Origin of the sequence: Microcoleus sp. A2-C3, from assembly GCF_036706065.1 — a bacterium.
In the GTDB taxonomy this organism is placed as follows: domain Bacteria; phylum Cyanobacteriota; class Cyanobacteriia; order Cyanobacteriales; family Microcoleaceae; genus Microcoleus.
In genome coordinates this window covers 40,250-63,858 of record NZ_JAUBVX010000029.1, presented here as the reverse complement: position 1 = coordinate 63,858, position 23,609 = coordinate 40,250, and the positions used below count along the sequence as shown (strand labels likewise).

Annotated in this window: 21 protein-coding genes and 1 tRNA gene; 13 read left to right on the top strand and 9 right to left on the bottom strand. The window is 45.6% G+C overall.

The annotated features are described in order from the left end of the window. Window positions 1-14 precede the first annotated feature (14 nt). The gene (locus tag QUB66_RS17240) at window positions 15-461 is read right to left on the bottom strand and encodes a helix-turn-helix domain-containing protein (RefSeq protein WP_265240048.1); all 447 of its coding nucleotides are present in this window, start codon (window positions 459-461) and stop codon (window positions 15-17) included. Window positions 462-494: 33 nt separating this feature from the next. Beyond that, window positions 495-803: a type II toxin-antitoxin system HigB family toxin gene (locus QUB66_RS17235; protein ID WP_332968953.1), complete on the bottom strand. Its 309-nt coding sequence runs from the start codon at window positions 801-803 to the stop codon at window positions 495-497. A gap of 181 nt (window positions 804-984) precedes the next feature. On the opposite strand from QUB66_RS17235, the gene QUB66_RS17230 reads away from it, so the two are divergent. After that, complete coding sequence (locus QUB66_RS17230; protein WP_332968952.1) at window positions 985-1,269, top strand: DUF2470 domain-containing protein; 285 nt, start codon at window positions 985-987, stop codon at window positions 1,267-1,269. A gap of 189 nt (window positions 1,270-1,458) precedes the next feature. Beyond that, window positions 1,459-3,099 (top strand): AAA family ATPase, encoded by a 1,641-nt coding sequence (locus QUB66_RS17225; protein ID WP_332968951.1) that lies wholly within the window; start codon window positions 1,459-1,461, stop codon window positions 3,097-3,099. A 59-nt stretch (window positions 3,100-3,158) separates the two neighbouring features. Here QUB66_RS17225 and QUB66_RS17220 read toward each other — a convergent pair whose 3' ends face one another. Next, window positions 3,159-4,256 (bottom strand): DUF3616 domain-containing protein, encoded by a 1,098-nt coding sequence (locus QUB66_RS17220; RefSeq protein WP_332968950.1) that lies wholly within the window; start codon window positions 4,254-4,256, stop codon window positions 3,159-3,161. Between the two features lie 390 nt (window positions 4,257-4,646). Here QUB66_RS17220 and QUB66_RS17215 point away from each other — a divergent pair, with 390 nt between their 5' ends. Continuing rightward, window positions 4,647-5,750: a site-2 protease family protein gene (locus QUB66_RS17215; protein WP_265240043.1), complete on the top strand. Its 1,104-nt coding sequence runs from the start codon at window positions 4,647-4,649 to the stop codon at window positions 5,748-5,750. 496 nt (window positions 5,751-6,246) lie between these two features. Here QUB66_RS17215 and QUB66_RS17210 read toward each other — a convergent pair whose 3' ends face one another. The 3 genes from QUB66_RS17210 to QUB66_RS17200 all read right to left on the bottom strand — a co-directional run bounded on the left by QUB66_RS17210 (window position 6,247) and on the right by QUB66_RS17200 (window position 10,897). Then, window positions 6,247-9,915 (bottom strand): PAS domain S-box protein, encoded by a 3,669-nt coding sequence (locus tag QUB66_RS17210; RefSeq protein WP_332968949.1) that lies wholly within the window; start codon window positions 9,913-9,915, stop codon window positions 6,247-6,249. 222 nt (window positions 9,916-10,137) lie between these two features. Next, the gene (locus QUB66_RS17205) at window positions 10,138-10,260 is read right to left on the bottom strand and encodes a hypothetical protein (RefSeq protein WP_332968947.1); all 123 of its coding nucleotides are present in this window, start codon (window positions 10,258-10,260) and stop codon (window positions 10,138-10,140) included. Window positions 10,261-10,510: 250 nt separating this feature from the next. Next, the gene (locus QUB66_RS17200; protein WP_106150812.1) at window positions 10,511-10,897 is read right to left on the bottom strand and encodes an AbrB family transcriptional regulator; all 387 of its coding nucleotides are present in this window, start codon (window positions 10,895-10,897) and stop codon (window positions 10,511-10,513) included. A gap of 265 nt (window positions 10,898-11,162) precedes the next feature. On the opposite strand from QUB66_RS17200, the gene QUB66_RS17195 reads away from it, so the two are divergent. From QUB66_RS17195 to pyrR, 4 genes are all read left to right on the top strand, one after another. Next, complete coding sequence (locus QUB66_RS17195; RefSeq protein ID WP_265240040.1) at window positions 11,163-11,606, top strand: Rrf2 family transcriptional regulator; 444 nt, start codon at window positions 11,163-11,165, stop codon at window positions 11,604-11,606. Between the two features lie 37 nt (window positions 11,607-11,643). Beyond that, window positions 11,644-12,027: a GFA family protein gene (locus QUB66_RS17190; RefSeq protein ID WP_265240039.1), complete on the top strand. Its 384-nt coding sequence runs from the start codon at window positions 11,644-11,646 to the stop codon at window positions 12,025-12,027. A 126-nt stretch (window positions 12,028-12,153) separates the two neighbouring features. Continuing rightward, window positions 12,154-13,233: an adenosylcobinamide-phosphate synthase CbiB gene (gene cbiB / locus QUB66_RS17185; RefSeq protein ID WP_265240038.1), complete on the top strand. Its 1,080-nt coding sequence runs from the start codon at window positions 12,154-12,156 to the stop codon at window positions 13,231-13,233. A 269-nt stretch (window positions 13,234-13,502) separates the two neighbouring features. After that, the gene (gene pyrR, locus QUB66_RS17180) at window positions 13,503-14,036 is read left to right on the top strand and encodes a bifunctional pyr operon transcriptional regulator/uracil phosphoribosyltransferase PyrR (RefSeq protein WP_265240037.1); all 534 of its coding nucleotides are present in this window, start codon (window positions 13,503-13,505) and stop codon (window positions 14,034-14,036) included. Between the two features lie 369 nt (window positions 14,037-14,405). On the opposite strand, the gene QUB66_RS17175 is transcribed toward pyrR, so the two are convergent. After that, a tRNA-Ile gene (locus QUB66_RS17175) sits at window positions 14,406-14,478 on the bottom strand. A 185-nt stretch (window positions 14,479-14,663) separates the two neighbouring features. On the opposite strand from QUB66_RS17175, the gene QUB66_RS17170 reads away from it, so the two are divergent. Together QUB66_RS17170 and QUB66_RS17165 are read left to right on the top strand one after the other, a co-directional pair. Further along, window positions 14,664-15,356 (top strand): hypothetical protein, encoded by a 693-nt coding sequence (locus QUB66_RS17170; RefSeq protein WP_332968944.1) that lies wholly within the window; start codon window positions 14,664-14,666, stop codon window positions 15,354-15,356. A gap of 68 nt (window positions 15,357-15,424) precedes the next feature. Next, window positions 15,425-16,900, top strand: coding sequence for a hemolysin family protein (locus QUB66_RS17165; RefSeq protein ID WP_332971255.1), 1,476 nt, complete (start codon window positions 15,425-15,427; stop codon window positions 16,898-16,900). A gap of 149 nt (window positions 16,901-17,049) precedes the next feature. Here QUB66_RS17165 and queC read toward each other — a convergent pair whose 3' ends face one another. Next, complete coding sequence (gene queC, locus QUB66_RS17160; protein ID WP_332968942.1) at window positions 17,050-17,724, bottom strand: 7-cyano-7-deazaguanine synthase QueC; 675 nt, start codon at window positions 17,722-17,724, stop codon at window positions 17,050-17,052. 206 nt (window positions 17,725-17,930) lie between these two features. Next, window positions 17,931-19,280 carry a cytosine deaminase gene (locus tag QUB66_RS17155; protein WP_332968940.1) on the bottom strand — a complete coding sequence of 450 codons (1,350 nt, stop codon included), beginning with the start codon at window positions 19,278-19,280 and terminating at the stop codon, window positions 17,931-17,933. A gap of 399 nt (window positions 19,281-19,679) precedes the next feature. Between QUB66_RS17155 and QUB66_RS17150 the strand changes: the two genes are divergently transcribed. The 4 genes from QUB66_RS17150 to QUB66_RS17135 all read left to right on the top strand — a co-directional run bounded on the left by QUB66_RS17150 (window position 19,680) and on the right by QUB66_RS17135 (window position 23,450). Beyond that, window positions 19,680-20,927, top strand: a complete 1,248-nt coding sequence (locus QUB66_RS17150; RefSeq protein ID WP_332968938.1) for a GTP cyclohydrolase II — start codon at window positions 19,680-19,682, stop codon at window positions 20,925-20,927. Between the two features lie 75 nt (window positions 20,928-21,002). Then, window positions 21,003-22,085: an adenylate/guanylate cyclase domain-containing protein gene (locus QUB66_RS17145; RefSeq protein ID WP_332968936.1), complete on the top strand. Its 1,083-nt coding sequence runs from the start codon at window positions 21,003-21,005 to the stop codon at window positions 22,083-22,085. Continuing rightward, a complete protein-coding gene (locus QUB66_RS17140) occupies window positions 22,082-23,329 on the top strand; it encodes a URC4/urg3 family protein (RefSeq protein WP_332968935.1) in 1,248 nt (415 codons plus the stop codon). The genes QUB66_RS17145 and QUB66_RS17140 overlap by 4 nt, the downstream gene beginning before the upstream one ends. Beyond that, complete coding sequence (locus QUB66_RS17135; protein WP_265240029.1) at window positions 23,313-23,450, top strand: hypothetical protein; 138 nt, start codon at window positions 23,313-23,315, stop codon at window positions 23,448-23,450. The genes QUB66_RS17140 and QUB66_RS17135 overlap by 17 nt, the downstream gene beginning before the upstream one ends. The last annotated feature ends 159 nt before the right edge of the window (window positions 23,451-23,609 follow it).

The following is a 23,609-nucleotide window of genomic DNA, read 5'->3' as shown; positions in this document are numbered from 1 at the left end:
TATGTTTGTGTAGACTATGTTTGTGTAGACGCTAATTCTATTCGTTGGGAATCCTTGGATGCTGGATGTAGCGGAAAGAATGCAGCCGGCGAGACACAGAAAAACTCAGCAAGTTTTTGTATGTGTTCCGTTGTAAGTTGACGCTTTTCACGCAGAATATCAGAGACAATAGACTCAGTTTTAAAAATAGGAACGAGGTCTTTTTGTCGGAGATCAAATTCTACTATCAAAGCTTTTAACAGTTCTATCCCGTAAATGTCAGGAATAGGTTCTAAAGTTTGCTCGTATTCATAAACCAGGGTTCCGAGTACGTTTAGATAATCGCGTTCGTCGGGAGTTAGTTCGCCTTTGTCTAATAGAGAGTCAATGGTTTCTTGAGTTGCGATTAATTCTGACTCCGCAGTGATGGGTCGCGGGGGAAACGCTGTGAGCAATTCTATATAGGCAAGAGAGTTGTTCATAAGATTATTCACTATTAATAGAAGATAACATTATCATTCATACCACGGGTATTTTTTCCATTTATCTTCGTCATATTCTTCATGGGTAAGTACAGCTCTAATAAAGATTTTTTTAGGTTTAAATTCATAATCTATGAAGGTAATCAGTCTGTAGTTATTACCTCTGATGTTAAAGACAGTAAAGTTACCCACTCTATCTGCTGAGGAAAAAACTGCTTTTACTTCAGCTAGGTTTGACCACTGGGCTGTTGTCGCTAGTTTGTACCAAGACCGCAGACTTGTTTCCGCGTCAGGATACTTTTCCCAGAATTTTCTGAGTGCAGATTGGGAGATAACGTGCATATATTGCCTAGATAAAAATTTTGAAGAATAATACGTTCTTTCATGATCGATTGTTTTTCCTAAAGGCTACTCGATCATCTTAGCAAATTGCGAAGTTGATTGTCAACTGCGAATCAATCTCTTTCTCCGATCGCGCAAATCGCAGTACAATCGATCGCAATATTGCATATGAGGAATCCCCATGTCAGACCAGTTTTCGACCGAAATTAGCGATCGCATCTGCACTCACATGAACGAAGACCACGCTAGCGCCGTAGTTTTGTACGCTCAAGCCTACGGCGACAAGCCAGAGGCGACATCCGCTCAAATGCTCGCTATCGATGCCGAGGGCATGGATTTAACCGCTGAAGTAAATGGCGAAACAGTGCCTGTCAGAGTAAAGTTCGATCGCACTTTAGCAGATGCCGAAGATGCCCACCACATTCTGATTGATATGCTAAAACAAGCCAGAAAAGCCGCAAAATAGCCAACCCTGCACAATTCTGTTATAATTTCAAGGTTCGTAGTACGGACTTTAGTCCGATTAAATCGTTGACAAGGACTAAAGTCCTGACTACAAACCTTTAGTCCGGTTAAATCGTTGAAAAAGACTAAAATCGTGACTACAAACAAAATATTTAATAAACTTTAATTTACATCTAAAATCTCAAATCAAATGACAGAAACTTACCCCCATTCCAGAGAATTAGATGCCATCAACGGCGCTCAAAAAAACCCTTTTGAGGCACTCATTAAGCGACTAGATTTGATGATTCGCGCCCGCTATTCGCTGCTGTACATTGTCGGCGCAGAAGAGGAACCAGTCGAAGCTGTAATCGCCCAAGTAGCGCTGCAAGTAACACCCGCGCGCCGAGTATTATTCTGGGATATGGTGCGCGGCTGGGAAGATAACGGTTCTGGAAAAGGTTCGGTAATGGCGGCGCTCGATCGCATCAGCAAAACTGCTGTCGAAGAATATACCATATTTGTACTGCGGGATCTGCACCCAATTTTGAGAGCTCCGTACACCGACAAAAATGCCCCAGTAGTCCGGGAATTGCGCAATTTAACCAGGGAATTGAAGCGCAGCAAAAAAACTATCGTCCTCACTTCTCACACGCTAGAATTGCCAGAAGAATTGAAAGAAGAAGTAACAGTAATTGATTTCCCCTTGCCGAACATCCAAGAAATCAATCATTTAATTTCCCATGTCGTGGAAAAGCCGGAACAGTTGCAAGTTGGTGGCTTAGCAAAGGAACAATTAGTTAAAGCTTGTCAAGGTTTGAGCCGCGCTCGAATTGGGCGCGTTTTAGCTAAAGCTTTGGCTGCAAAACAGCAAATTAACGAGTCGGATATTGACGGAGTTTTGGAAGAGAAACAACAAGCAATTCGCCAAACTGGAATTTTAGAGTTTTGCAACTATAGAGAATCCCTGAAAAATGTGGGCGGATTGGAGAATTTGAAGCAGTGGGTAAAGATGCGGCAAGATGCTTTTACTGACGAAGCCCGTCGCTACGGTATACCCAATCCTAAAGGCGTTTTGTTAGTAGGAATTCAAGGAACGGGCAAATCTTTGTCGGCGAAAACTATTGCTTCTGAATGGCGTTTGCCGCTGCTGCGTTTGGATACTGGCAGATTGTTCGGCGGCGTGGTCGGGGAAAGCGAAAGCCGCGTTCGACAAATGATACAATTGGCAGAGGCGATCGCTCCTTGCGTCTTGTGGATAGATGAAATAGATAAAGCCTTCGGCAACATTATCAGCGGCGGTGACGGCGATTCGGGAACTTCGCGCCGCGTATTCGGCAGTTTGATCACTTGGATGCAGGAAAAAACCAGCCCGGTGTTTATCGTCGCAACTGCAAATAACGTGCGGATTTTGCCGGCGGAGTTGCTGAGAAAAGGCAGGTTTGATGAGATTTTCTTTTTGAATTTGCCCTCGGAATCAGAAAGGCAAGATATTTTTAAAGTGCATTTGCAGCGTTTGCGGCCGACTAGATTGCGCGATTTTGATTTGGAGGTTTTGGCGAAGTCTGCTGAGAATTTTAGCGGTGCGGAAATTGAGCAAGTTGTGATTGATGGATTGTACCGCGCTTTTGGCACTTTTGTGAACGGACAGCGCCGAGATTTGACGACGGAGGATGTTTTGAGGTCGATCGAGGATACTGTACCTTTAGCTGCGATCGCGCGATCGCAAATTGAAGATTTGAAGCGGTGGGCGGCCGAAGCGGGCGCGAGAACAGCTTCTAACGATACTCGATTGATTGATGAATTGAAGCGCTACAGCAGGCCACTGGGAGGGGATGCGATCGACAATTAACCAAATTTCGGTTCGCAGTCAGGAATCCAATTCCCTAATTCTAAGGACTGAATTCCTCACTACGAACCCAATCTAAAAATATCCGCAAAAATCGCATTTTCCCCAACCATTCTACTCGCAGCCGGCGAATCGTAAACGACTAACAACGAATTCTCCTGCCCCAAATAGGGAAACAAACTCAACCCCTCAGCATTGTCCGTACCAACATTAAAAGGCAAGTCAAACAATACCTCCAAATTTCCCCCATCTTGCCCAGTAATACTGTCGCCCGTTAGCGAAGCCCTCGAAGAGGATCGCCCTAAAATTCCCCTCAACCGAAAAACCCTCATCGCCCCAGATAGAGTCATCGTCGGCCCGGCTAAAACAATTAAATCTTCCCCATTAAAACACAATTCTCGCACACCCAAACCGTTCAAATCGACAAAATGTTTTTTGTACAATTTCCCTGCTTCCCCAATTTCCTTAAGCCTTAAAACTCCCGGTTCTGTCTCTTCAACTTCTATTTCTAAAATTATCGCCCAACCCCGCAGCACAGGCCCCCGCAAACCGAGAAAAATGCTCTCCCCCCGCACCGCAAAACCCTCAATATCGAAACCATTTTCTTTGCTCGGAATTGGCACAGAAAAATACAAGCCGAGATGGCTGTCATCTTGGAGCGCATCTGTTAGTATATTGCCCGTTTCTGTCCGCTGAAGGCATCCCGCTGTCAATTGAATTTTGGGATTTTCAGGATGGGAAATTGACTTGTACAAAATCCCATCTTTCACTGGGACTTTTGCTAGCAAATAGCGATTGACATCTGTCTCAATTGTTGCTAATCTTTCGAGATCGTCTGCGGAATCTTTACCTTTAGGTTTTTTGCGTTTTGTGCTGTGAGAACCGACCAACCAAAGGCAATTGCTGCTGAAATCAATTCCTTCAATATCGATTTCGTCGTCGTCCGATAAATCGATAAAATCCCCGATCGCAAATTTTTGATGTTCTCCAAAAACATGAGGCGATACAGGCGACAAACATTCGAGCGAAGTCGTTTCATCAGAACCCAGCCACAAATGACCGTCGGGAGTGAAAGCCACAGCCGATAAGTTTGTAATAATATCGCTCGCTTCGCTGTTGAATTGCAGCAGCAGGCGACCGAGCAAAAAGGATTCTGGCATAATTATTAGCACCAAAACTATTCTTAGGGTAAGTAATTATAGCTAAAATTGCTTGAAACTGATATCTTGCCACAGGTGCAATAGTCCGCCAGGGAATTAATTCCCCGTCTCAAAGGTAAAGTCGGTTTGAACGGACTGAAAACTTATAGTTAAAACTAAAATAAATATAATGTTCTGTCCTGAGAGAGATGACTTCCGCTTTTTCGACAGGGATTTTTAACTTCCAGCAGCCCCGCAGCCACAACCGCAGCCGGCGGTGACTATTCAGCAAACCGAACCTCTACAGACGGATAACACCCTAATTGAAGCATTAACATTTCAGTTACATTTCGTTACTATAAGGAAACAGAGAAAAAAACTTCTCGCCCATAATATCAGAGGTCGTCATATATGAATAGTACATTTCGCGTCGGCAACCTGTTTGGAATTCCCTTTTATGTCAACGCATCTTGGTTTTTAGTTCTGGGTTTAGTAACTTGGCAATACGGCGGCGCACTAGCTGGCCTGTTTCCCACATTAGGCCCTGTAGCGCCGTGGTTGCTAGGATTATTTTCAGCCTTACTATTATTTGCTTCCGTCTTAGCCCACGAATTAGGACACAGTTGGGTAGCCATCAAACAGGGAATTGGCGTGAAATCAATTTCGCTATTTCTGTTTGGCGGACTGGCTAATTTGGAAAGAGAATCGAAAACGCCAGCCGAAGCATTTTGGGTAGCGATTGCAGGCCCGTTGGTTAGCTTATTTTTGTCCGGTTTGTTAACAGTTATTGGCGTTGGTGCAGCCCTCACAGGCCCCGCAGCAGCCATCGTCGGACTTTTAGCTTCGATCAACTTAGCTTTAGCCTTATTTAACTTGATTCCCGGTTTGCCCCTCGATGGTGGTAACATCCTCAAAGCGATCGTCTGGAAGATTACCGGCAACCCTTACAAAGGCGTAATCTTTGCTAGCCGCGTCGGTCAAATAATTGGTTGGATCGCTATTGCTACAGGCATCTTCGGCAATATTTGGAATTTAGTAATCGGTTGGTTCTTGCTGCAAAATGCTGGTCAATCTGCACAATATGCCACAGTCCAAAATGAACTCGCAGGGCTGACAGCCGCCGATGCTTTGACTACCGAAAGCCCGATCGTCCCAGAAAACTTATCGCTCAGAGAATTTGCCAACAACTACGTGATTGGTAGCACTCACACATGGCGCCGGTTCTTAGTTACCGACGATGCGGGACAATTGGTAGGTGCGATCGACCTTGACGACATCAAAACCATTCCCACCGGTACCTGGCCCCAAGTTTTGGTTAAAGAACTCGTGAAGCCGATCGAATTTACCACCACCGTCAAACCAGAATTATCCCTCCTCGAAGTCGTCACCCTTCTGGAAACACTCAAAGTCCAAGAACTCCCCGTCATTCGCGAAAACGGCGTCCTCGTGGGACTTGTAGAAAAAGCTGAAATTGCCCGCTTGCTACAAAAACGAGCTCAAGCAGACCCCGCTTGATACCCTCAGATACTTGACAAATAATAGTTAACCCCCTCGATTGCTCTTACCAAAATGGCGATCGGGGGGGTTAACTCTAGCTATACAAAATTCAACTCAAACCTTAAATTATTAGCTACAAATCAACAATGATAATTATAATAGTCTTTTAATCAACTGAGCGAGGACGTATGCCATCTCAAGACTTTTCCTCTCAATCCGAAACACTACGGTTCACTTAAGATTGTCCGAAGAGAGGAACGAAGCAAACAAGAGTATTTATTTTTCATAATTTTTTACCGCCTAGATCGTCTTAAGTGAACCGTATTGTCTTATATCATGTTTTGTCGATTACTATAACAAAAATGGTTTGTAGGGCGGACGACAGTCCGCAAATTAAGAGCGGACGATCGGCCGCACTACGAACCTTGATATTGCATGATGGTTGAGAAAACCAGCATCAAAAATGTTTTTAGCAATACTTTTTGAGAATGATATAAGGTTCGCATTGCCCACCCTACAGTTCAATTTTTGCAATTAAATCGAGGATTTCTTGATAATCAAAGTTATCTAAATGATTCATCAAAACTTTGGCAAAAAGCTCATTTTCGCTGCGAATTTCCTCAATTGTTGTAGCAATCAAATCGAAGTCAGCCTCACGGACTGCTTGTAGAAGTTTGCTCGTCCATTCTGGGGAAACTTGCGGTTTTGAGTTAAGCGTAAATATTTCATAACTATCCAATATTTCTTGTTTGATGATGGTTGAACTCTCTGAAAAATTATTGACTTCAACGGGGGCGATTGCTGTAACGGCTGGAATGTCAAATTTCAAGACTGTACCCCGTCCTACTTCGCTTTCGGCGGTAATTTCGCCGCCCATTAATTTTATGAACTCGCGGCTGATACTTAATCCTAAACCCATACCTTTTTGAAGTGTTTTACCCGATGAACTTTGCATGAATAATTCAAATATACTATCTAATTCTTCCGGGGCGATGCCAACTCCTGTATCGGCAATTTCAAACCAAATAAAAACTTTTTGGAAGTTTTTAGATGAATTAACAAATTCTTCTTTGACAGGTTTTGTTGTTCCTTCTTTGTTCGTTCCGACGGTGACTGATACTGAGCCATTTTGGGTGAATTTAACTGCATTGTCTAAGAGATTGATCAGCACTTCCCGCAACTTAATATCATCGGTTTCTACGTATTGAGGGACATCCGAGGAGCAGTCAATAATTAATTTGATTTTTTTATTTAGTGCCGGAATTTGGAACATATTTTGCAAGTCGCCCAGCAAGCGGTACAAATCAAAGCATTTGGGGTAGATTGTCATGCGCCCTGCTTCAATTTTAGATAAGTCTAAAACTCTATCGATCAGTTGAAGCAGGTGTTCTCCGCTGCGGCGAATAATTTTGATATTTTCTTTTTCCGGCAAAGTTAAATTAGTGCTGGGTTCCATTAATTGAGCGAAGCCGAGAATGGCGTTGAGAGGGGTTCGCAATTCGTGGCTCATGTTGGCGAGAAAGATGCTTTTAGTTTTGTTTCCAGCTTCTGCTGCTAATGCGGCTTCTTTGAGTTGTTGTTCTACTTGTTTGCGATCGCTAATATCGAGTATTATGCCGTGCCAGACGATATCTCCATTTTCGCGCAATTCCGGCCGAGAGTGAGCTTGCAGCCATTTGAGTTTTCCCGATGCTGTGACAATCCGCCACTCGTGGACAAATGGTTCGAGATTTGTGGCACTTCTGACAATGGCCTCGAAGTGGTTGGGGCGATCGTCCGGGTGCATTTGTTCGTAGAGTAAAGCAGAGTTGTTCTTGATTTCCTCCGGCTCTAATTCTTGAATTTCTCGGCACATCGGACTGATGTATTCCATCTTAACTGAGCCGTCGGGATGCTGCACGAATATGTAAAGTTCTCCGGGAACAGTGATTGCTAATTTGTGAAATAGAGCTTCGCTTTTTTGCAAGGCTATTTGTGCTTGTTTGCGATCGCCAATATCAATCCCAAATCCAAAAAGAAAGTCAAAATTGCCATTTTCATCCAAAACGGGCGTACCGTGCCACTCCACCAACAAAGTACGCGCGGTGCTGCTATCTCCTAGGGAATCGCACTTGGTGATAAGTTGGTGTTCGTTAACCGTTTGCGGGCTGGCTTTGACACCCTTAAAAATCGAGTGCAATCCGGCTCGATCGCCCTCCGGTACAAATATAGCTAAGTAATCTTTGCCGATAATTTCTGCGGCAGTATAGCCCACAGCTTGCAGCATACAGTCATTCGCCCGCAGGATTCTACCCTCACAGTCGATCGCCACAAAAAACATCGGAGAATTTTCAATAATCTTGAAGTTAAAGTCCCGCTCTTTGCGGATAATTTTTGTAGCATGGTGGCGCTCATCAATTTCGATCTCCAAGCGGGCATTGATTTCGGCTAACTCGATCGTGCGCGAGGCTACTTCAATTTCCAGGGTGCGGTTGTAGTCAGCCAATATTTGCTCTGCCTGTTTGCGATCGGTGATATCTTGAAAAACAATAATCACGTAAACAAGATTGCCCTCAGCGTCAAACACCGGCATCGATCGCACTTGCAAGCGAATATTTTTCCCATCCGGGCGAATTTCCATATCTTCAACCAGCGTTTCTTCACCCCTCACCGCTCGTGCAAACGGGGAGTCTTCCATCGGATAAAGTCGATCGGTTCCTGCTACATAAAGCTGATAAGTTGCTGAGAGTTCTGCTGCGGTTGTATTGGGCATCGCCCCTTTGCCGGTGATCTCTCCTCCCACCGAATTCATAAAAACAGTGCTACCAGTCGGAGTCAGGGCTGTCACCCCAACGGGCAAACTTTCTAACAGCTTGGCAAATTTTGCTTCGCTTTCGGCCAAAGCTTGAAAAGACTTTTTCAGTTGAGTTGCCATTTCGTTGAAAGACTGGGCTAATGCGCCCACTTCATCCAGCCTACTGACAGCAACAGTGCGATCAAATTCTCCTTGGGCGATATCTTTAGCTGCTTCGTTGAGCCGCAGCAACGGCAGCGTTACCCACCTAGCTGTCAGAACTCCGGCAATTGTCGATAGCAGGAGCGCCACCGCAGAAAGTAAAATTGTAGTGCGGGTATTTCTGTTAACTTGCCCCATGAAATCGGATTCGGGAACTACGATCGCAATCAGCCAGTTCAAACCGTAACTATCAGAAAACGGCAGCACTTCCACAAAATATTCCTGCCCGTCTCGGCTAAATTTCAGTTGCTGCTGCTGGTTAATCTCACCAAAGCCTCCGAAGTGTTCGTACAAATACTTAGCTGTGGTGCGAATGACAGGAGTTTTGCTGTCTAAAACATTCAGCCGCTGGGGTTGTTGCTTTCCCAACATCTTTCTAAAGGATGATTCTTGACTCGAACTGGCAACCAGTAAGCCCGATCGTTCGATCGCAAAAATTTCTCCAGTTTTGCTAAACTTCAGGCGATCGAGATATTGCTGAATTTCCAAGATCGAAAAATCTACCGCACTAACTCCCAGTAATTTACCATTGCGATCGCGAATCGGTTGACTCGCCGCCATAAACAGAGTCCCCGGAGTCAAACCCTGATAAATGCTCGTCCAAATCGGTTTATTAGCTGCAACAGCTTCTTTGTACCAGGGGTGCCGGCGGGCATCGTAGGTTCCCGCTTCTGTGTTTAATTTGGCGGTGCGAGTGCCTCTGTTGTCGGTCGCGTAGTAGATGTTATGAGAGTTGGTAGACTTGTTAGCGGCGACAATTTGCAAACTGTTGTCGATCGGGTTGCGCCAAATACCGAGATATTCTCCTGTTTTTTCAGAACCCAGGGACATCCACTGAATGCTTTTAAACGATCGCATTTGCTGCCAGAGGAACTTCTCTCCCCGAAGCTGGGGCTGTTCTAACTTTAAGTTTAATTCCGCGCGATCGATCGCTTCAGCGTTGAGTTGATTTACCCAGTGAGTATTTTCCAGAAAACCAGTCAGTTGTTCTTCAACTCTCTTCCCCGTCTGGGCGATCAATTTTTCGGCGAGCTCTTCGACTGCTCTTTCTCCGTTGCGAAAGGACAGATATCCGACAATCCCCACTGCTGCGACGATTTGCACCACAAAAGAGCCTACTAGAACGCAGCGTAGGGGTATTTTTGTGGGCTGTTGGGAAGTTTTGCTCGCGAATCGGGACAACGGCATAGGCTGGCGACTAACTGCTCCCTAACACTGTAACTGTTTCGGCCTCTAATTTCACGTAGGGCGATCGAGCTTGTTTACTTCCAGTCACTCGATTTTAGATTTTAGATTTTAGATTTTAGATTTTGAGAATACGTCCGCCATTTTCTTGGCGAAGTGCAGTTTCTCACCTCAACCAAACCTGCTTATTGCCTCAAACCTCACCCGTGACATCCGTTAAATCCGTTATAAAATCCGCTGCCGAACCTCATCCGTGACATCCGTTAAATCCGTTATAAAATCCGTTGCCGAACTTCCCTCGAACCTCTTCCTTCTTCCCTCTTCGTTCGAGCAACTGTCAACTGTCAACTGCCAACTGTCAACTCAACAGTTACACGGAAAATCCCCGCTTGTCCAAACGGATATAGCGAGGGGCGAGAATAGGTATTCTCGGAAAATATAAAGTAGTGGCAGTGGCTTTTGTCGAGCCATTGCCATCTATAGAAGCCATACTGTTTTAGGCGCACTGAAAAATTTCAGAGCCAACTCTCTGCCTGCATTCAATGCTTGAAGTCAAACCAACCAGTTCAAGCAAGAAGTCAAAGCAAGTCGTAAAAGCCTAGGATACTTCTTCGCGATCGATTTGGCGCAGGTGAATGTGCTTGCGTCCCAGAGAGATTTCAAATTCATCTCCCGGCTGAAGTTCCATCTGCTTGGTGTAGGCGGCTCCAATCAGTAAGTTGCCGTTAGATTGAACGCTAATCCGATAGCTAGCTGAGCGTCCGCCACGTCCATTACCATTTTGCTTCCCGTCAAGCTGAATGCCTTCTGCATCAATCAGCGCATTCAGGAATTTCATCATGTTCACCCGTTCTACGCCATTTTTGGTAATGGTGTAGTAGCCACAGGCTCTAGCTTTTTCTTCCTTGGTAAGGTTCTCTAGGTCTTTGACCTTTTTGATCAGACCTTCGCCTTCAAGGGGTTCGATATTTTTCTTTTTAGCCATTTACTGAGTCCTGAAATATTCAACTGGTGTACGGATTTTTTCTCGGTTGGTTTTTGGTTTGACCAAGAAACTTTAGCTTTATAGCTGGTCGTAAAACCATATTACACCGATCGGCTCAATTGTTAACCACTATTGTCTAAATATTTTTAACAACGTGCAGTCTTTCTTGAGGAGTAGCTGCAAGGCAAGCGAGCAATCTCTAAACTCGCTAGCATAAGCTATCAGCTATCAGCTAGCTGAATATTTGCCCCCATCTGAAAATCCCATGAAGTTAACCACACGCGGACACTACAGTGTCAAAGCATTACTGGATCTAAGTTTGCAACCTCGGTTCGGCCCGACATCGGTGAAATCGATCGCGAACCGACAGGAGTTACCGGCTCCATATCTAGAAAAATTGCTGATTGAAATGCGACGAGCCGGTTTAGTCCAATCAGTTCGGGGTTCCCAGGGAGGATATCAATTGGCCCGCGAACCCGCTCAAATCTCTTTAGGACAAATCTTAGAGGCTGTAGGGGAAACTATTGAACCTTTACCTCGACATTCTCCTGACGCGACTCAAGCAGAGGACTGGGTAACATTCAGTTTGTGGAACCGATTGCACAAAAAACTGGCCGAAGCGCTATACAGTATTTCCCTCGAAGACTTATACTATGATGTCCGCAGTTGGCAAGCGGCTCTTGGGGAAGAAACTAGCTTTATCATTTAGATGGTAAGTTCATTTATTCGATCGCCAGCTTGCACACATGGACGAAACACTTGTTACCTACTCCGGTGGCTGTCATTGCGGTGCTGTCCGCTTTACAGTCACGGTTGACAAACACGAAGCATCAGACTGCAACTGCTCTATCTGTAAAAAGAAGGGATTTTTGCACCTAATTGTGCCGCCGGAACGTTTTACATTAATGTGTGGCGAAGATGTTTTGACAACTTATACGTTTAATACAGGAATTGCCAAACATACTTTCTGCCGAATTTGTGGTATTCACTCGTTCTATCGCCCCCGATCGCATCCCGATCAATTCGATGTCAACGTCCGCTGTCTTGACTCAGATGCCGTTTCCAAATTTCAGATTCTACCCTTTGACGGTGTTGATTGGGAGCAGAACGTACACTTGCTGGGCGACTAAAGTAATCTCAGCAGTTAAAATCAGGGATCAAAAATCCAAGTCCACAATGGTAGCCACAGTTAAAAGCTGTGCTAGAAACACGATCGCTCATACTCGGACGGACTATCAAGTTTGGCACAATATATAATGGTGCTCGATCAATTTGCTGTTTTGATTTTAGCTGCGGTATTAGATTATGCGATCGGCGATCCTTGGGGTTGGCCGCATCCCGTGCAGGCGATGGGTTGGGCGATCGACCGCTATACTCGAATTGTCTTTAGTATATGGAATAATCCCGCAGACAAAATGGCTCCTGCGGGCGATCGTCCGGCCGGCGATCGGCACAAACTGCTGCTACGATGTGCTGGTACAATACTAGCGATCGGGTTGATTCTAGGCAGTTATACTGTCAGTTGGTCGATCGTCCAAGCTGCTAGTTGGGTGCATCCTATTTTAGGCATTGCCCTACAGACCATTTTGCTGGCTAGCTGTTTTGCCGGTAGGAGTTTAAGGGCGGCGGCCCAAGACGTGCTCGCACCTTTAAATATTGGAGATTTAGTCAAAGCGCGAGAACGGTTGAGCCTTTACGTCGGCCGGGATACTGAAAACTTATCCGAGCCAGAAATTCTGCGAGCATTGTTAGAAACTGTAACAGAGAATGCCGTTGATGGCGTGACAGCACCGCTATTTTATGCCCTAGTTGGGTTCGCTCTGCCGCATCTATTATTAACTGTTACCAATTTGCCGATCGCTCCTAACTCGATGTGGGCGATGGCGATCGTCCCCTGTGCGATCGCCTACAAAGCAGCCAGCACATTAGATTCTACCGTCGGCTACAAAGAAGCGCCATACACTGATTTAGGATGGTTTAGCGCCAAACTAGATGACGTGTTGACATGGATTCCTTGCCGACTAACAGTGATTACTTTAGCCTTGATATCTGGCAAACCGATGTACATTTGGCAGATTTGTCAGAGAGATGCAGTTAAAGATGCCAGTCCCAATTCCGGTTGGAGTGAGTGCGTCTACGCCGCCATCTTGGGAGTACAACTAGGAGGTACAAATTCCTATCGCGGAGTGATCAAACACAAACCGCTGCTAGGAGAGCCGATTCGGGCGATCGCACCGCAGCAAATTGACCGAGCATTAAAGTTAACTCGGTATTGCTTTCTGATTTGGTTGGGACTATCATTGCTTTTTTATACCTTATTATGTTTGAGCCGCTAACTGCTGACCTCACCCGCAGACAGATACAGCCCTCCGACAGGAGTCTGCCAGATCCCAAAAAGTTTTGACGTTAGTAGTTCCCACCCCCAGATTCATCTATCAAGTCAATCTAAAATCTAAAATCGTTCGACGCTCGCACTCACGCCGAAGTCTCACATCTAAAATTGTTCCAACCCTCAGATTAATTTGTCGAGTCAATCTCAAATCTCAAATCCCAAATCTCAAATTCTTCGATTCGCCAACAGCCAACCATTAGCTCCCAGCAAGCAATGACTAAAATTATCAAAATTTTATCCCCGGATGAAGTGAGGCGAACTCTCACCCGCGTCGCTTCCCAGATTGTCGAAAAATCAGGGGCTCCCTCGGAGTTAGTGCTGTTGGGAATTCATACTAGAGGAGTGCCGCTAGCTCAAATGTTGGCAGCTCAAATTGAAGTCCTCGAACAAGTCAAAGTACCGGTGGGCGCTTTGGATATTACGTTTTACCGAGATGACTTGGATCGAGTTGCGATGCGAACACCGGCTAAAACAGAAATTCCTTTCGATTTGACTGGCAAAACGGTGGTGTTGGTAGATGACGTTATATATAAAGGTAGAACAATTCGAGCGGCTTTGAATGCGGTAAACGATTACGGGCGGCCGGAGAAAATTTGGTTGGCGGTATTAGTCGATCGCGGCCACCGAGAAGTACCGATTCAGCCGGATTTTACGGGTAAAAAGTTGCCGACTGCAAAGGAAGAACAAGTTAAGGTTTACGTTCAAGAGTACGATGGGCGCTACGGAGTGGAATTGATTAAGGGTTGATATGTTGACCAACGATCGGAATCATAATTTTGGGAGTGAGCGTGCGAGCTTAAGAGATCGCGATCCATCTCAGGAGATCGCGATCGCCCCCTAGCCTCAGAAACCGGGTTTCTTCCTATATTTTTCGTGACTCGTCACAAATTTTTCGTAGAAACCCGGTTTCTAAGCTCTTGTGCATTTAAATTGTAGATTTTGATGACAATCAAAAATCGTCAATTCCTCTCCCCCTCTCCCCTTCTCCCACTCTCCCCCTCAATAGCCATACACAATCGATATGAGCAAAAGCTTAGCCCCACGGGAGCCAGAACTGGTATCAGAGAAGAAACCGGGTTTTGGCCCCACGCGCGGAGCGTCCTAATTTATTGAAAATCGGCAGTGCAGGAGTTGAACCTGCCTGGGGCGAATTATGAGTTCGCTGCCTAAACCGCTCGGCCAACTGCCGTTAAATCGATTTGTTCGATCCAACTGAAAATCAATTATAACATAATTTCCCAGTCCGTGCTAGAACTAGAGAACAAAAATCAAAATCTTTAGATCTGTTTAGTCCCGATCGCCTGGAACGCACCTGCGCTATCGGGCTCGACCGGACAAAGCAGTTTCTATTCCCTCGGCATAAAATTATAGGCAATGGCAGTGAATTCAACAGTAGTGCTGACTCTAATTCTGCTCACTCTGATGTTTGGAGCAGGTGTGACGAGTTCTGTTTTGGGATTTACTACAGGTCGCGAAGCCTTGAAAGGAACGACTCAACCCGATGTTCGCCCCAGCAACAATGCTGGCACTGGCAAGCAGAGAACTGCCGCTAGCAAAGAGCAAGTGAGCATTTTGAAAGAAACAGACATTCTCAAAACCGTCAAAGCGCGGATAGAAGGTCGCGATCCTGACAAAAAAACGGTCGGAGCAAATACTAAAGCAGACAAGGCAAGCTCTAAATCAGCCACAGCCAAAAAACCGGGCGCGACAAATGCCAGCGCCAAGTTTCCGCTCAACAGTCGCGATGGGGGAGTAACTCTGGAAGTAAGCGCCACCAGTCAGCGCAGCAACTCCATGCTGCTAGACGTGAGCATGAAAAACGAAGGTTCCCAAGCTGTGAGGTTTCTCTACAGTTTCTTGAACGTCACTGACAATCAAGGGCGGGCCCTTTCGGCGACTGCCGAGGATTTGCCGGCGGAACTGCCCCCCAACGGGCAGGTGTATTACGGTACGGTGAGTATTCCCACCGCTTTGCTGGAAAATGCTAAGGAAGTTTCGCTGACGCTGACAGATTATCCAGGTCAAAAACTCCAGTTGCAAATATCTGGCATTCCAGTGGCGAAGTAAGACAATCAGGAGCAAAACCTCCAGACCGATTCTCAGGTTCGATCGAGAAAGTTGTTCTAGGGAGCATTGTGTCACTTTTAGGGACGAGAGTGCAGGAGATAGCTGATTTACCCGCGATGACTCCGACAGAGGTGCTGTCGCGGTTGCTGTCAGTGCTGCTGCTGATTGCAATCAATGCTTTTTTTGTGGCGGCTGAGTTTTCGATGGTGACGGTACGCCGATCGCGCATCAATCAGTTAGTAGAGGCTGGCGACATTGCAGCTCTAACTGTTCAATCTTTGCAAAAAAGTATCGAGCGATTGCTCTCAACAATGCAGTTGGGAATCACTCTTTCTAGTTTAGCTCTCGGCTGGATTGGGGAAGATACGATCGCCGTGCTAGTCCGAATGTCGATCGCCAGTTTGCCGCTGCCACTTTACATCAAGTCGGCCCTCGCCCATTCTTTGGGAATATCAATAGTAACTTTTTTCCTGCTAGCTTACCTGCAAATCGTACTCGGCGAACTGTTTCCCAAATCTGTAGCGTTACTTTATTCCGAACAGCTAGCCAGAAGTTTAGGGCCTCCGAGTTTATTAATTTCTCGTTTGTTCAATCCCTTTGTGTCATTTCTCAATCAATCCACGCGATCGCTCTTGCGGTTTGCGGGAATCGAATACGACCTCAAACACCGGCCGGTTACTCCCGAAGAACTGCAATTAATTATAGCTACTTCCAGCGAATCAAGCGGCTTGGAAGCAGAAGAGCGAGAATTGCTCAATAACGTGTTTGAATTTGGCGAAGTTTGGGTAGAAGAAGTGATGGTGCCCAGGCCGAACATTATCGCACTTCCGAAGACGGCTACCTTTCAAACTTTGCTCGACGAAATGGCAATTTCCAACCATTCCCTCTATCCCGTGACGGGAGATTCTTTAGACGATATTATTGGCATTATTGGTTTCAAACAACTTGCAAAACCTCTAGCTGAAGGTTTGCTATCTCCCGACACAGAAATTGTAACTTGGATGGTTGCGGTGAGGTTTGTGCCGGAGATGATGCTGCTGGGGGAATTGCTACCTTTGATGCAGAGTTCGTCGGAAGAAATTGCGATCGTAGTTGATGAATTTGGCGGCATTTCCGGGTTAGTGACGCTGAGGGATTTGATAGCGGAAATTATCGGCCGCACTTACCACTCGCCCGACAGTAAAGAAATTGCTGTGCAAGTATTGGACGATCGCACTTTTTTGGTACAAGCGCAGTTAAATGTAGATGATGTGAATCAAATATTGAATTTGGATTTGCCGATAGCTGACGAATATCAGACAATCGGAGGTTTTTTGAGCTATCAGTTGCAAAGAATGCCGGCTGTTGGGGAAGTTTGGCGCGGCGACAATGCGGAACTTACGGTGGTTTCGGCGATCGGGCCGCGCTTGGATCAAATTCAAATTCAGTTGCTGGATGGGGCGGCTGGCGATATTTTGGGTGAAATTCTAGCTGCGGGCGGGGAAGTTGTGGCGAAAGGGCGATCGAATGGCGGGTTGAGAGGAGGCGCGAGATTTTCTAGTTAAGCATCTTTTAGTTAATGCTTACATAATCTACTCGCTCGAAGTCGCTGCGTACTAAATCATCTAACGTCGGGCCTTTGGGGCGTAAATTCAGCGGCAGCGAAGTAGACGCGAAAAAACCCGGTTTCTGGGCCGTCGCGCGCAAGTCATGTTTAACCGTAAGTCACCGGATCTTGCAACCCCAATTCTTCAAAAGCCGCCAGCCGCAGCCGACAAGAATCGCAAACACCGCACGCAGTTTCGCCGCCTGCATAGCAAGACCAAGTTTGCTCCCAAGGCACTCCCAACTTGTTACCCAATTCAATAATTTCGGTTTTTTTAAGTTCGAGCAAAGGTGTGACAATCTTAATAGCTTCTCCTTCCCTTCCCTGCTTGGTTCCCAACCGAAATACTTCCTGCATTGCTTGGATGTAATCGAGACGACAGTCGGGATAGCCGGAATAATCTAAAGCGTTGACACCGATGTAAATCCTCTGAGCTCCTAGGGTTTCGGCGTAGGCGAGGGCAAAACTAAGAAAAATCGTATTTCTAGCTGGAACGTAGGTAATGGGGATGTTTTGCGACATTTCTGCCAGGTTGCGATCGATCGGCAATTCCATCTCATTATCCGTCAAAGCCGAACCGCCCCACAGCGTCAAGTCAAAGTTTATCACCTGATGCGCCTTAATATCCGCTGAAAGTGCGATCGCCCGTGCTGATTCCAACTCCCGCCGATGTCTTTGTTGGTAGTCAAAGGAAATCGCGTAACATTCGCAGCCATCGGCTTTGGCTTGATATAAAACTGTTGAGGAATCTAGCCCTCCCGACAATAAAATAACTGCTTTCACTTAAAACATCCTCGATCGCATCAGCGTTTATATTTATATCAAATTCTTTGTCAGTTGACAAGATGAGACGACGGTTGAAACCGCGTCTACAAAAACGAGGACGTACGGTTGAAACCGCGTCTACAAAAATGAAGAAGATAAAATAATTTTAACCGCAGAGTTTTCTTCAACCCGCGGAGGCGGGTTTTGTTTGTATAGACGCGGTTTCAACCGCCGAGTCTTCTTCCTTGCAACAAATCATCTAGTTCGCGGTAATCGGGCAAAGTTGTATCAATTTCTCTACCCTGCCGCAAAACTGTGCGATCGCGCTGCGACCTAGATAACAATTCGCTGAAATTCCGCGCCTTAAACAAAATCAAATCTGCTGGTAAACCAACTCCTATTCGTCCTACATTCGGCAATCCCATTAAATCTGCTGGTGTTGTTGTGACTGTGCGCGGCCAATCTTCCCAAGGCCTGTCTAAATGGGCAATGCGGACTGACATATTAAACACTTCTAAAACATCGTGGTCGCCAAATCCGTAAAACGGATCGCGACAATTATCGCTAGCAACTGTGACGGGAATTCCTGCTGCTTTGAGTTCGTGCAGCAGCGTCACTCCCCGCCAGCGCGGTGTACGCCCAGATTCTCTGTCTTGCAAATAAAGGTTGCACATCGGTAAGCTGACAATGCCAATATTTGCTTCCTTGACTAATGCGATTATTTCTGTTACTAAATCCGGCGGTTGTACGGCTAAACTACAGCAGTGCCCGCAGATAATTTGACCGCTAAATTTATGGCGGATGGCGGTTTTTGCGACTTCCCGCAATGTTACTGATTCTGGATCGTCGGTTTCGTCGGTGTGGAAGTCGAGGTTTAAACCGCGTTCTCGCGCTAAGCTAAAAACGCGATCGAGTTGTTTGCCTAAATCCGGGTTCATGTAGGCGACTCCGCCGAGGATGCCGCCGATTTGAGCAATTTTGTCTGCTAATTTTTCGCCGGCGGGTGTCAGGTAATAGTCGAGGGAAACTAGGGAAACTGCTTGCAAAATTAGCCGATCGCGCCATTCGTCCTGCAATGCTGCAAATACTGCTAAACTAACCGTTGCCTGTTCCCCGGCGCTGTCGATGTGAGTGCGGATCGCCTTGGTTCCGTGGGCGTAGCTGCACTTGAGCCCGAACTGCATCCGCTGGTAAACATCCTCTGCATTCCAGTTTTTTTGAGCGTCAGCCCCCACTGCTTCGAGCGCACCGCCAAAAGTTCCATCGGGATTGGGCGATCGTTCCCAAATGTGTCCTTTGTCCAAATGCGTGTGCATATCTACAAAACACGGGAAAACTAAACCACCTTGCAAGTCTACAACTGGGATATCTAGAAGTTGGGATAAAGGTTGCGTACCTGTGGGGATGATTTGGGCGATCGTACCCGCTGCAATTTCCACATCCACCGCACAAAAACCGTTCTCAGCTTGTCTAGTTGGGACAGTAATAGCGTTAGGGGCGATCGATTTCATCTCTAGAATAGACGCGGGTACGCGACCATTTTTGAGGAAATAATTAGATGTACTTGGCAACATTAAATTTGTGAGTTAGTATTTTCTTAAAAATTCAGCGCTACCAGTTATAACTATAGCACCCCCTTGCAGGAATTGTGAACATATCTCTTTCCCTGTTTCCCTCTTTTCTCGTTCTGAGTCCTCTGCGGTTATTTTAAAAAATATTATTGACAAATCAAATAAGATTGCCATATAAATTAAGGTTAAATATTTAGCTTTTATATTAGCAATGCAGCCCCAGCCCTGAACCACAAATGCAAAATTTTTAGATTGTTGAGAAAAACGCGCCAGTCAGCGCCACCAGTTTTGCTATGCTGAATACTTCCAGATCCTGAATCCTGTTGCTATCATAAATCACTGCTTCAAATTGCAATTTCACTTTCAACTAACAGCAGCATCCATAGCAAGAGCCCAAAAACTGTGTCAAAACCCAAGCATATAGTTTTAACATCCCATTCCGACAGTTCCGACACAAAACCAATTCCCATTTATTGGGGAGAAATCGATCCCCTGAAACGGGGGCCTGTGATTGGTAGTCTTAGCAAATCGTCTCACCGAAATGCGATCGGCACTCATTCGGGTTCCTACTCTGTTTATCGAGCGCTAGCAGTTGCTTCCGGCGCACTCCAAGCAGATCACCGCCCCGATTTTACCAACACATCTCCAGCCGCAAACATTGGGCCACATCCGAGTTGGGGCGATCGCAATTTGATTGTTTCTCTCGATCCGTTTGGGGCTTTGGTTAGCGAAATTTATACTTCATTTTCTCAGCAGGGATACGATATTCGACCGACAATTGCTGTCACTAAAGCTCACATGAATATGCCGGAATTACAAGATGCCATCGCTAAGGGGCGGGTGCAAATTGATGGCAAAATAGTCAAAGCAGGCGGTAATTTAGCAGTAACTAAAATTGCGATCGATCCGGTGTGGTATTTGCCAGGAATTGCGAGGCGGATCGGTGTTGAAGAAAGTGTTCTCCGCCGTGTCTTGTTCGAGCAAACAGGCGGTATGTTCTCGGATTTGGTGACGCGACTGGATTTGCACGTTTTATTGCCCCCAATTGGCGGAACTACGGTTTATATTATTGGCGATGTCGCGAATATTTCTGACCCACAGAAGCAGTTGGCGGTACGGGTACATGATGAATGCAACGGTTCTGACGTGTTTAGTTCGGATATCTGCACTTGCCGTCCTTATTTGGTACACGGGATTGAAATTTGCATCCAAACGGCACAATCTGGCGGTTCTGGGGTAGTTGTTTATTTCCGCAAGGAAGGCAGAGCTTTGGGCGAAGTAACTAAGTTTTTAGTGTACAATGCCAGAAAACGGCAGGCAGGTGGCGATCGCGCTGATGCCTATTTTACTCGCACTGAATGTGTCGCCGGAGTTCAAGATATGCGGTTTCAAGAACTCATGCCAGATGTTTTGCACTGGTTGGGTATCTCTCGAATTGACAGTTTAGTTTCTATGAGCGATCTCAAATACAATGCAATTATCAATTCTGGCATTCAAGTAGTCGATCGCATCCCCATTCCCGAAGATTGGATTCCCGCAGACGCACAAGTCGAAATCGTCGCCAAAAAAGCCGCTGGCTACTACACGCCAGACCCCGTGCCAGATGCTACAATTCTTGCAGAAGCGATCGGACGCGATTTAGGAGATTGAGAGGGCAAAGACGCGATCGATCGCGTCTTTGCCAAATAAAATTTATTGCTGGTTTTTGATCAGTCAGGGTAGGTTATGGCTAATTTGCGTTCTACTGTGATCGTAAAAACAGATATTTGCGGATATACCGCCAGAGTTAAAAAATTAGTTCAGTCGGAATTAAGTAGTTTGTTAAATGAGCATAAAAATTTTATTTCAGAGATTAGCACCAGAAATGAAGGCAGCCTGATCAAAGGGGAAGGTGATTCCTTTTGGATGATTTTTCCCAGCGTCACAGCAGCGGCGATGGCAGCCATAGAAATGCAGCAAGAATTGAGATCGCAACAATCTAGCAAATCCAACGACGAACGATTGGCTATTCGCGTGTCGATTACATTGGGAGATGTCTTGCATCAAGATAAAGATATTTTTGGCGATACGGTGAATTTAACAGCGCGCATAGAATCAGTAACTCCGCCGGATGAAATATATTTGTCCCAAGCAGCATGGCTGGCGCTCAACAAAGCAGAAGTGCAAACATCTTTTGTCAATGAGTTTTCTTTGAAAGGGATGAGCGAACCTGAAAAGGTTTACAAAGTTGACCAAAGTTATAAAACGCGAATTGTTGAAAATCAAGCAATAATTAAAGCTGATTTGAGAGGTTTTATTGCTTATCAAGAATCTAATTCTATTAGAGACGTTGAATATTTGATCACCAACTTCGATACTTTTGAAAAAACCATTTGCGAAGAATACGGTGGCACAATTCGGAGTATTGTTGGCGATTCGCATTTGTTGACTTTCCCAGAAGCTCACGCAGCCTTAGCGGCAATGGAAAGTTTGTGCGAAAATTGGAAACTGTTTATTCACGGCAATCAAATACCTTGCGGCTTGTCGGTGGGAATTGCTAAAGGAAATTTGTATATATTTCGCTCTTGTACTTACGGCAAAGATATTAACATCGCCGACAGGCTGGAAGATTTAAGTAAAATAGTATCTCCGGGTACAGAAAAGAATTCGGTGATAGTTTCCGATCAAATAAAACGTGAAGTCAGTGGCTCGAAGTGGGAATATAAGCTGATCAAAATTGATAGAAATGTGATTTTAGATAATCTTTTAGATTACAGTCAGTTTGACTTTTTTAAGGAAAATGATGTTTACCGGTGTTTGGTTGTATGAAGTTGCACAATATTGAACTTGAGGCTGTAGAATATCTGAGAACGCCGGCTGCGATTCGCCAAAAGTGCGATCGGCTTTTTAATTTAGCCTCCGAAAATAAACTGCGCTACTTCCGCGTCGATTTATCCCAACTCGACAAAGCAGCAAATTATGTAATCGACACAACGCGCCAACAGTATCCCGATTTCAACATTCCCTTTCACAGTCGCTGGCGGCATTTTGAAGCCGGCAACCAACCGCGCCTCGCCGAATTAAATACAGCGTTAGCACAATTTACACTCATAGAACAAGCTAAGATCAAATTTGATTTAGCAATTATCAGCGTTTTGCTCGATGCCGGCGCCGGTGCCGATTGGCAGTATTGCGAAGCCGAAACAGGACAGGTTTACCGCCGTTCTGAAGGATTAGCAATAGCCACTTTTCGGATGTTTTGTCAAGGTATTTTTTCCAGCAATCCCGATTTTCCTTTTTCTGCTGATTCTCGCGGACTTTCTCAATTAAAACTAGAAACCTTAGCAGCCGGATTTCAGGTAAGTCGAGACAATCCGCTAATTGGTTTAACAGGCAGATTAGAATTGTTGCAGCGTTTGGGGAGTGCAATTTGCCAGCATCCATTATTGTTTGGTAGCGACAATCCGCGTCCCGGCAATTTGGCACAATATTTGCTTGACAGTCTGGTTGATGGAGTCAAAACTGTGAAGGCTGTTGAAGTATTGAGGGCTGTTTTGACAGGTTTTGGGGAAATTTGGCCGGGAAGATATGCCATTGCTGGTGTTAATTTAGGCGATGTTTGGCGACATCCGGCATTACAAGGAGAAAATCTGGCAGATGAATTTGTGCCGTTTCACAAACTCTCGCAGTGGTTGACTTATTCGCTGTTGGAACCGCTGCAAGAACTTGGTTTAGTCGTCGCCGGATTGGATGAGTTAACGGGATTGCCGGAGTACCGCAACGGCGGTTTATGTTTGGATATTGGGCTGCTGCGGGCAAAAGATGTGGTTATTTTTGAGCAGAGTTATTTGCCTGGTTCGGAAATTATAGTAGAATGGCGATCGCTAACTGTGATTCTTTTAGATAAAATTGCCGCAGCTATGCGAGAAAAGCTGCACTTGAGTGCGACAGAATTGCCGCTGGTGAAGATTTTGCAAGGGGGAACTTGGGCGGCTGGGCGAAAAATTGCCGGGGAATTGAGGGCTGGTGGAGTGCCGCCAATTCAGATTGAAAGTGATGGTACTGTGTTTTAGAAGAAGGAAGAAGGAAGAAGGAAGAAGGAAGAAGGAAGAAGGAAGGAAGAAGGAAGAAGGAAGGAAGAAGGAAGAAGGAAAATCCCTAAAAAAATCTACAATTTTACAGCGACGCACCTGATCCTAATTTGAAAAAGTCTTGCTACATCAGAAGTGTTGGGTTTGTTTCCTCAACCCTGTTTGTCAGGTGCGTCGCGCTCGGATTGTCGATAGTTTTTGGGATTTTTTTCAGGCGACGCATTCTACGAATACTAATAACTTGATCTTAATTAGAACGTTG

Coding starts and splice junctions, on each gene's coding strand:
- QUB66_RS17240 (WP_265240048.1), bottom strand. CDS start 461: ATGAACAACTCTCTTGCCTATATAGAATTGCTCACAGCGTTTCCCCCG.
- QUB66_RS17235 (WP_332968953.1), bottom strand. CDS start 803: ATGCACGTTATCTCCCAATCTGCACTCAGAAAATTCTGGGAAAAGTAT.
- QUB66_RS17230 (WP_332968952.1), top strand. CDS start 985: ATGTCAGACCAGTTTTCGACCGAAATTAGCGATCGCATCTGCACTCAC.
- QUB66_RS17225 (WP_332968951.1), top strand. CDS start 1,459: ATGACAGAAACTTACCCCCATTCCAGAGAATTAGATGCCATCAACGGC.
- QUB66_RS17220 (WP_332968950.1), bottom strand. CDS start 4,256: ATGCCAGAATCCTTTTTGCTCGGTCGCCTGCTGCTGCAATTCAACAGC.
- QUB66_RS17215 (WP_265240043.1), top strand. CDS start 4,647: ATGAATAGTACATTTCGCGTCGGCAACCTGTTTGGAATTCCCTTTTAT.
- QUB66_RS17210 (WP_332968949.1), bottom strand. CDS start 9,915: ATGCCGTTGTCCCGATTCGCGAGCAAAACTTCCCAACAGCCCACAAAA.
- QUB66_RS17200 (WP_106150812.1), bottom strand. CDS start 10,897: ATGGCTAAAAAGAAAAATATCGAACCCCTTGAAGGCGAAGGTCTGATC.
- QUB66_RS17195 (WP_265240040.1), top strand. CDS start 11,163: ATGAAGTTAACCACACGCGGACACTACAGTGTCAAAGCATTACTGGAT.
- QUB66_RS17190 (WP_265240039.1), top strand. CDS start 11,644: ATGGACGAAACACTTGTTACCTACTCCGGTGGCTGTCATTGCGGTGCT.
- cbiB (WP_265240038.1), top strand. CDS start 12,154: ATGGTGCTCGATCAATTTGCTGTTTTGATTTTAGCTGCGGTATTAGAT.
- pyrR (WP_265240037.1), top strand. CDS start 13,503: ATGACTAAAATTATCAAAATTTTATCCCCGGATGAAGTGAGGCGAACT.
- QUB66_RS17170 (WP_332968944.1), top strand. CDS start 14,664: ATGGCAGTGAATTCAACAGTAGTGCTGACTCTAATTCTGCTCACTCTG.
- QUB66_RS17155 (WP_332968940.1), bottom strand. CDS start 19,280: ATGTTGCCAAGTACATCTAATTATTTCCTCAAAAATGGTCGCGTACCC.
- QUB66_RS17145 (WP_332968936.1), top strand. CDS start 21,003: ATGGCTAATTTGCGTTCTACTGTGATCGTAAAAACAGATATTTGCGGA.
- QUB66_RS17140 (WP_332968935.1), top strand. CDS start 22,082: ATGAAGTTGCACAATATTGAACTTGAGGCTGTAGAATATCTGAGAACG.
- QUB66_RS17135 (WP_265240029.1), top strand. CDS start 23,313: ATGGTACTGTGTTTTAGAAGAAGGAAGAAGGAAGAAGGAAGAAGGAAG.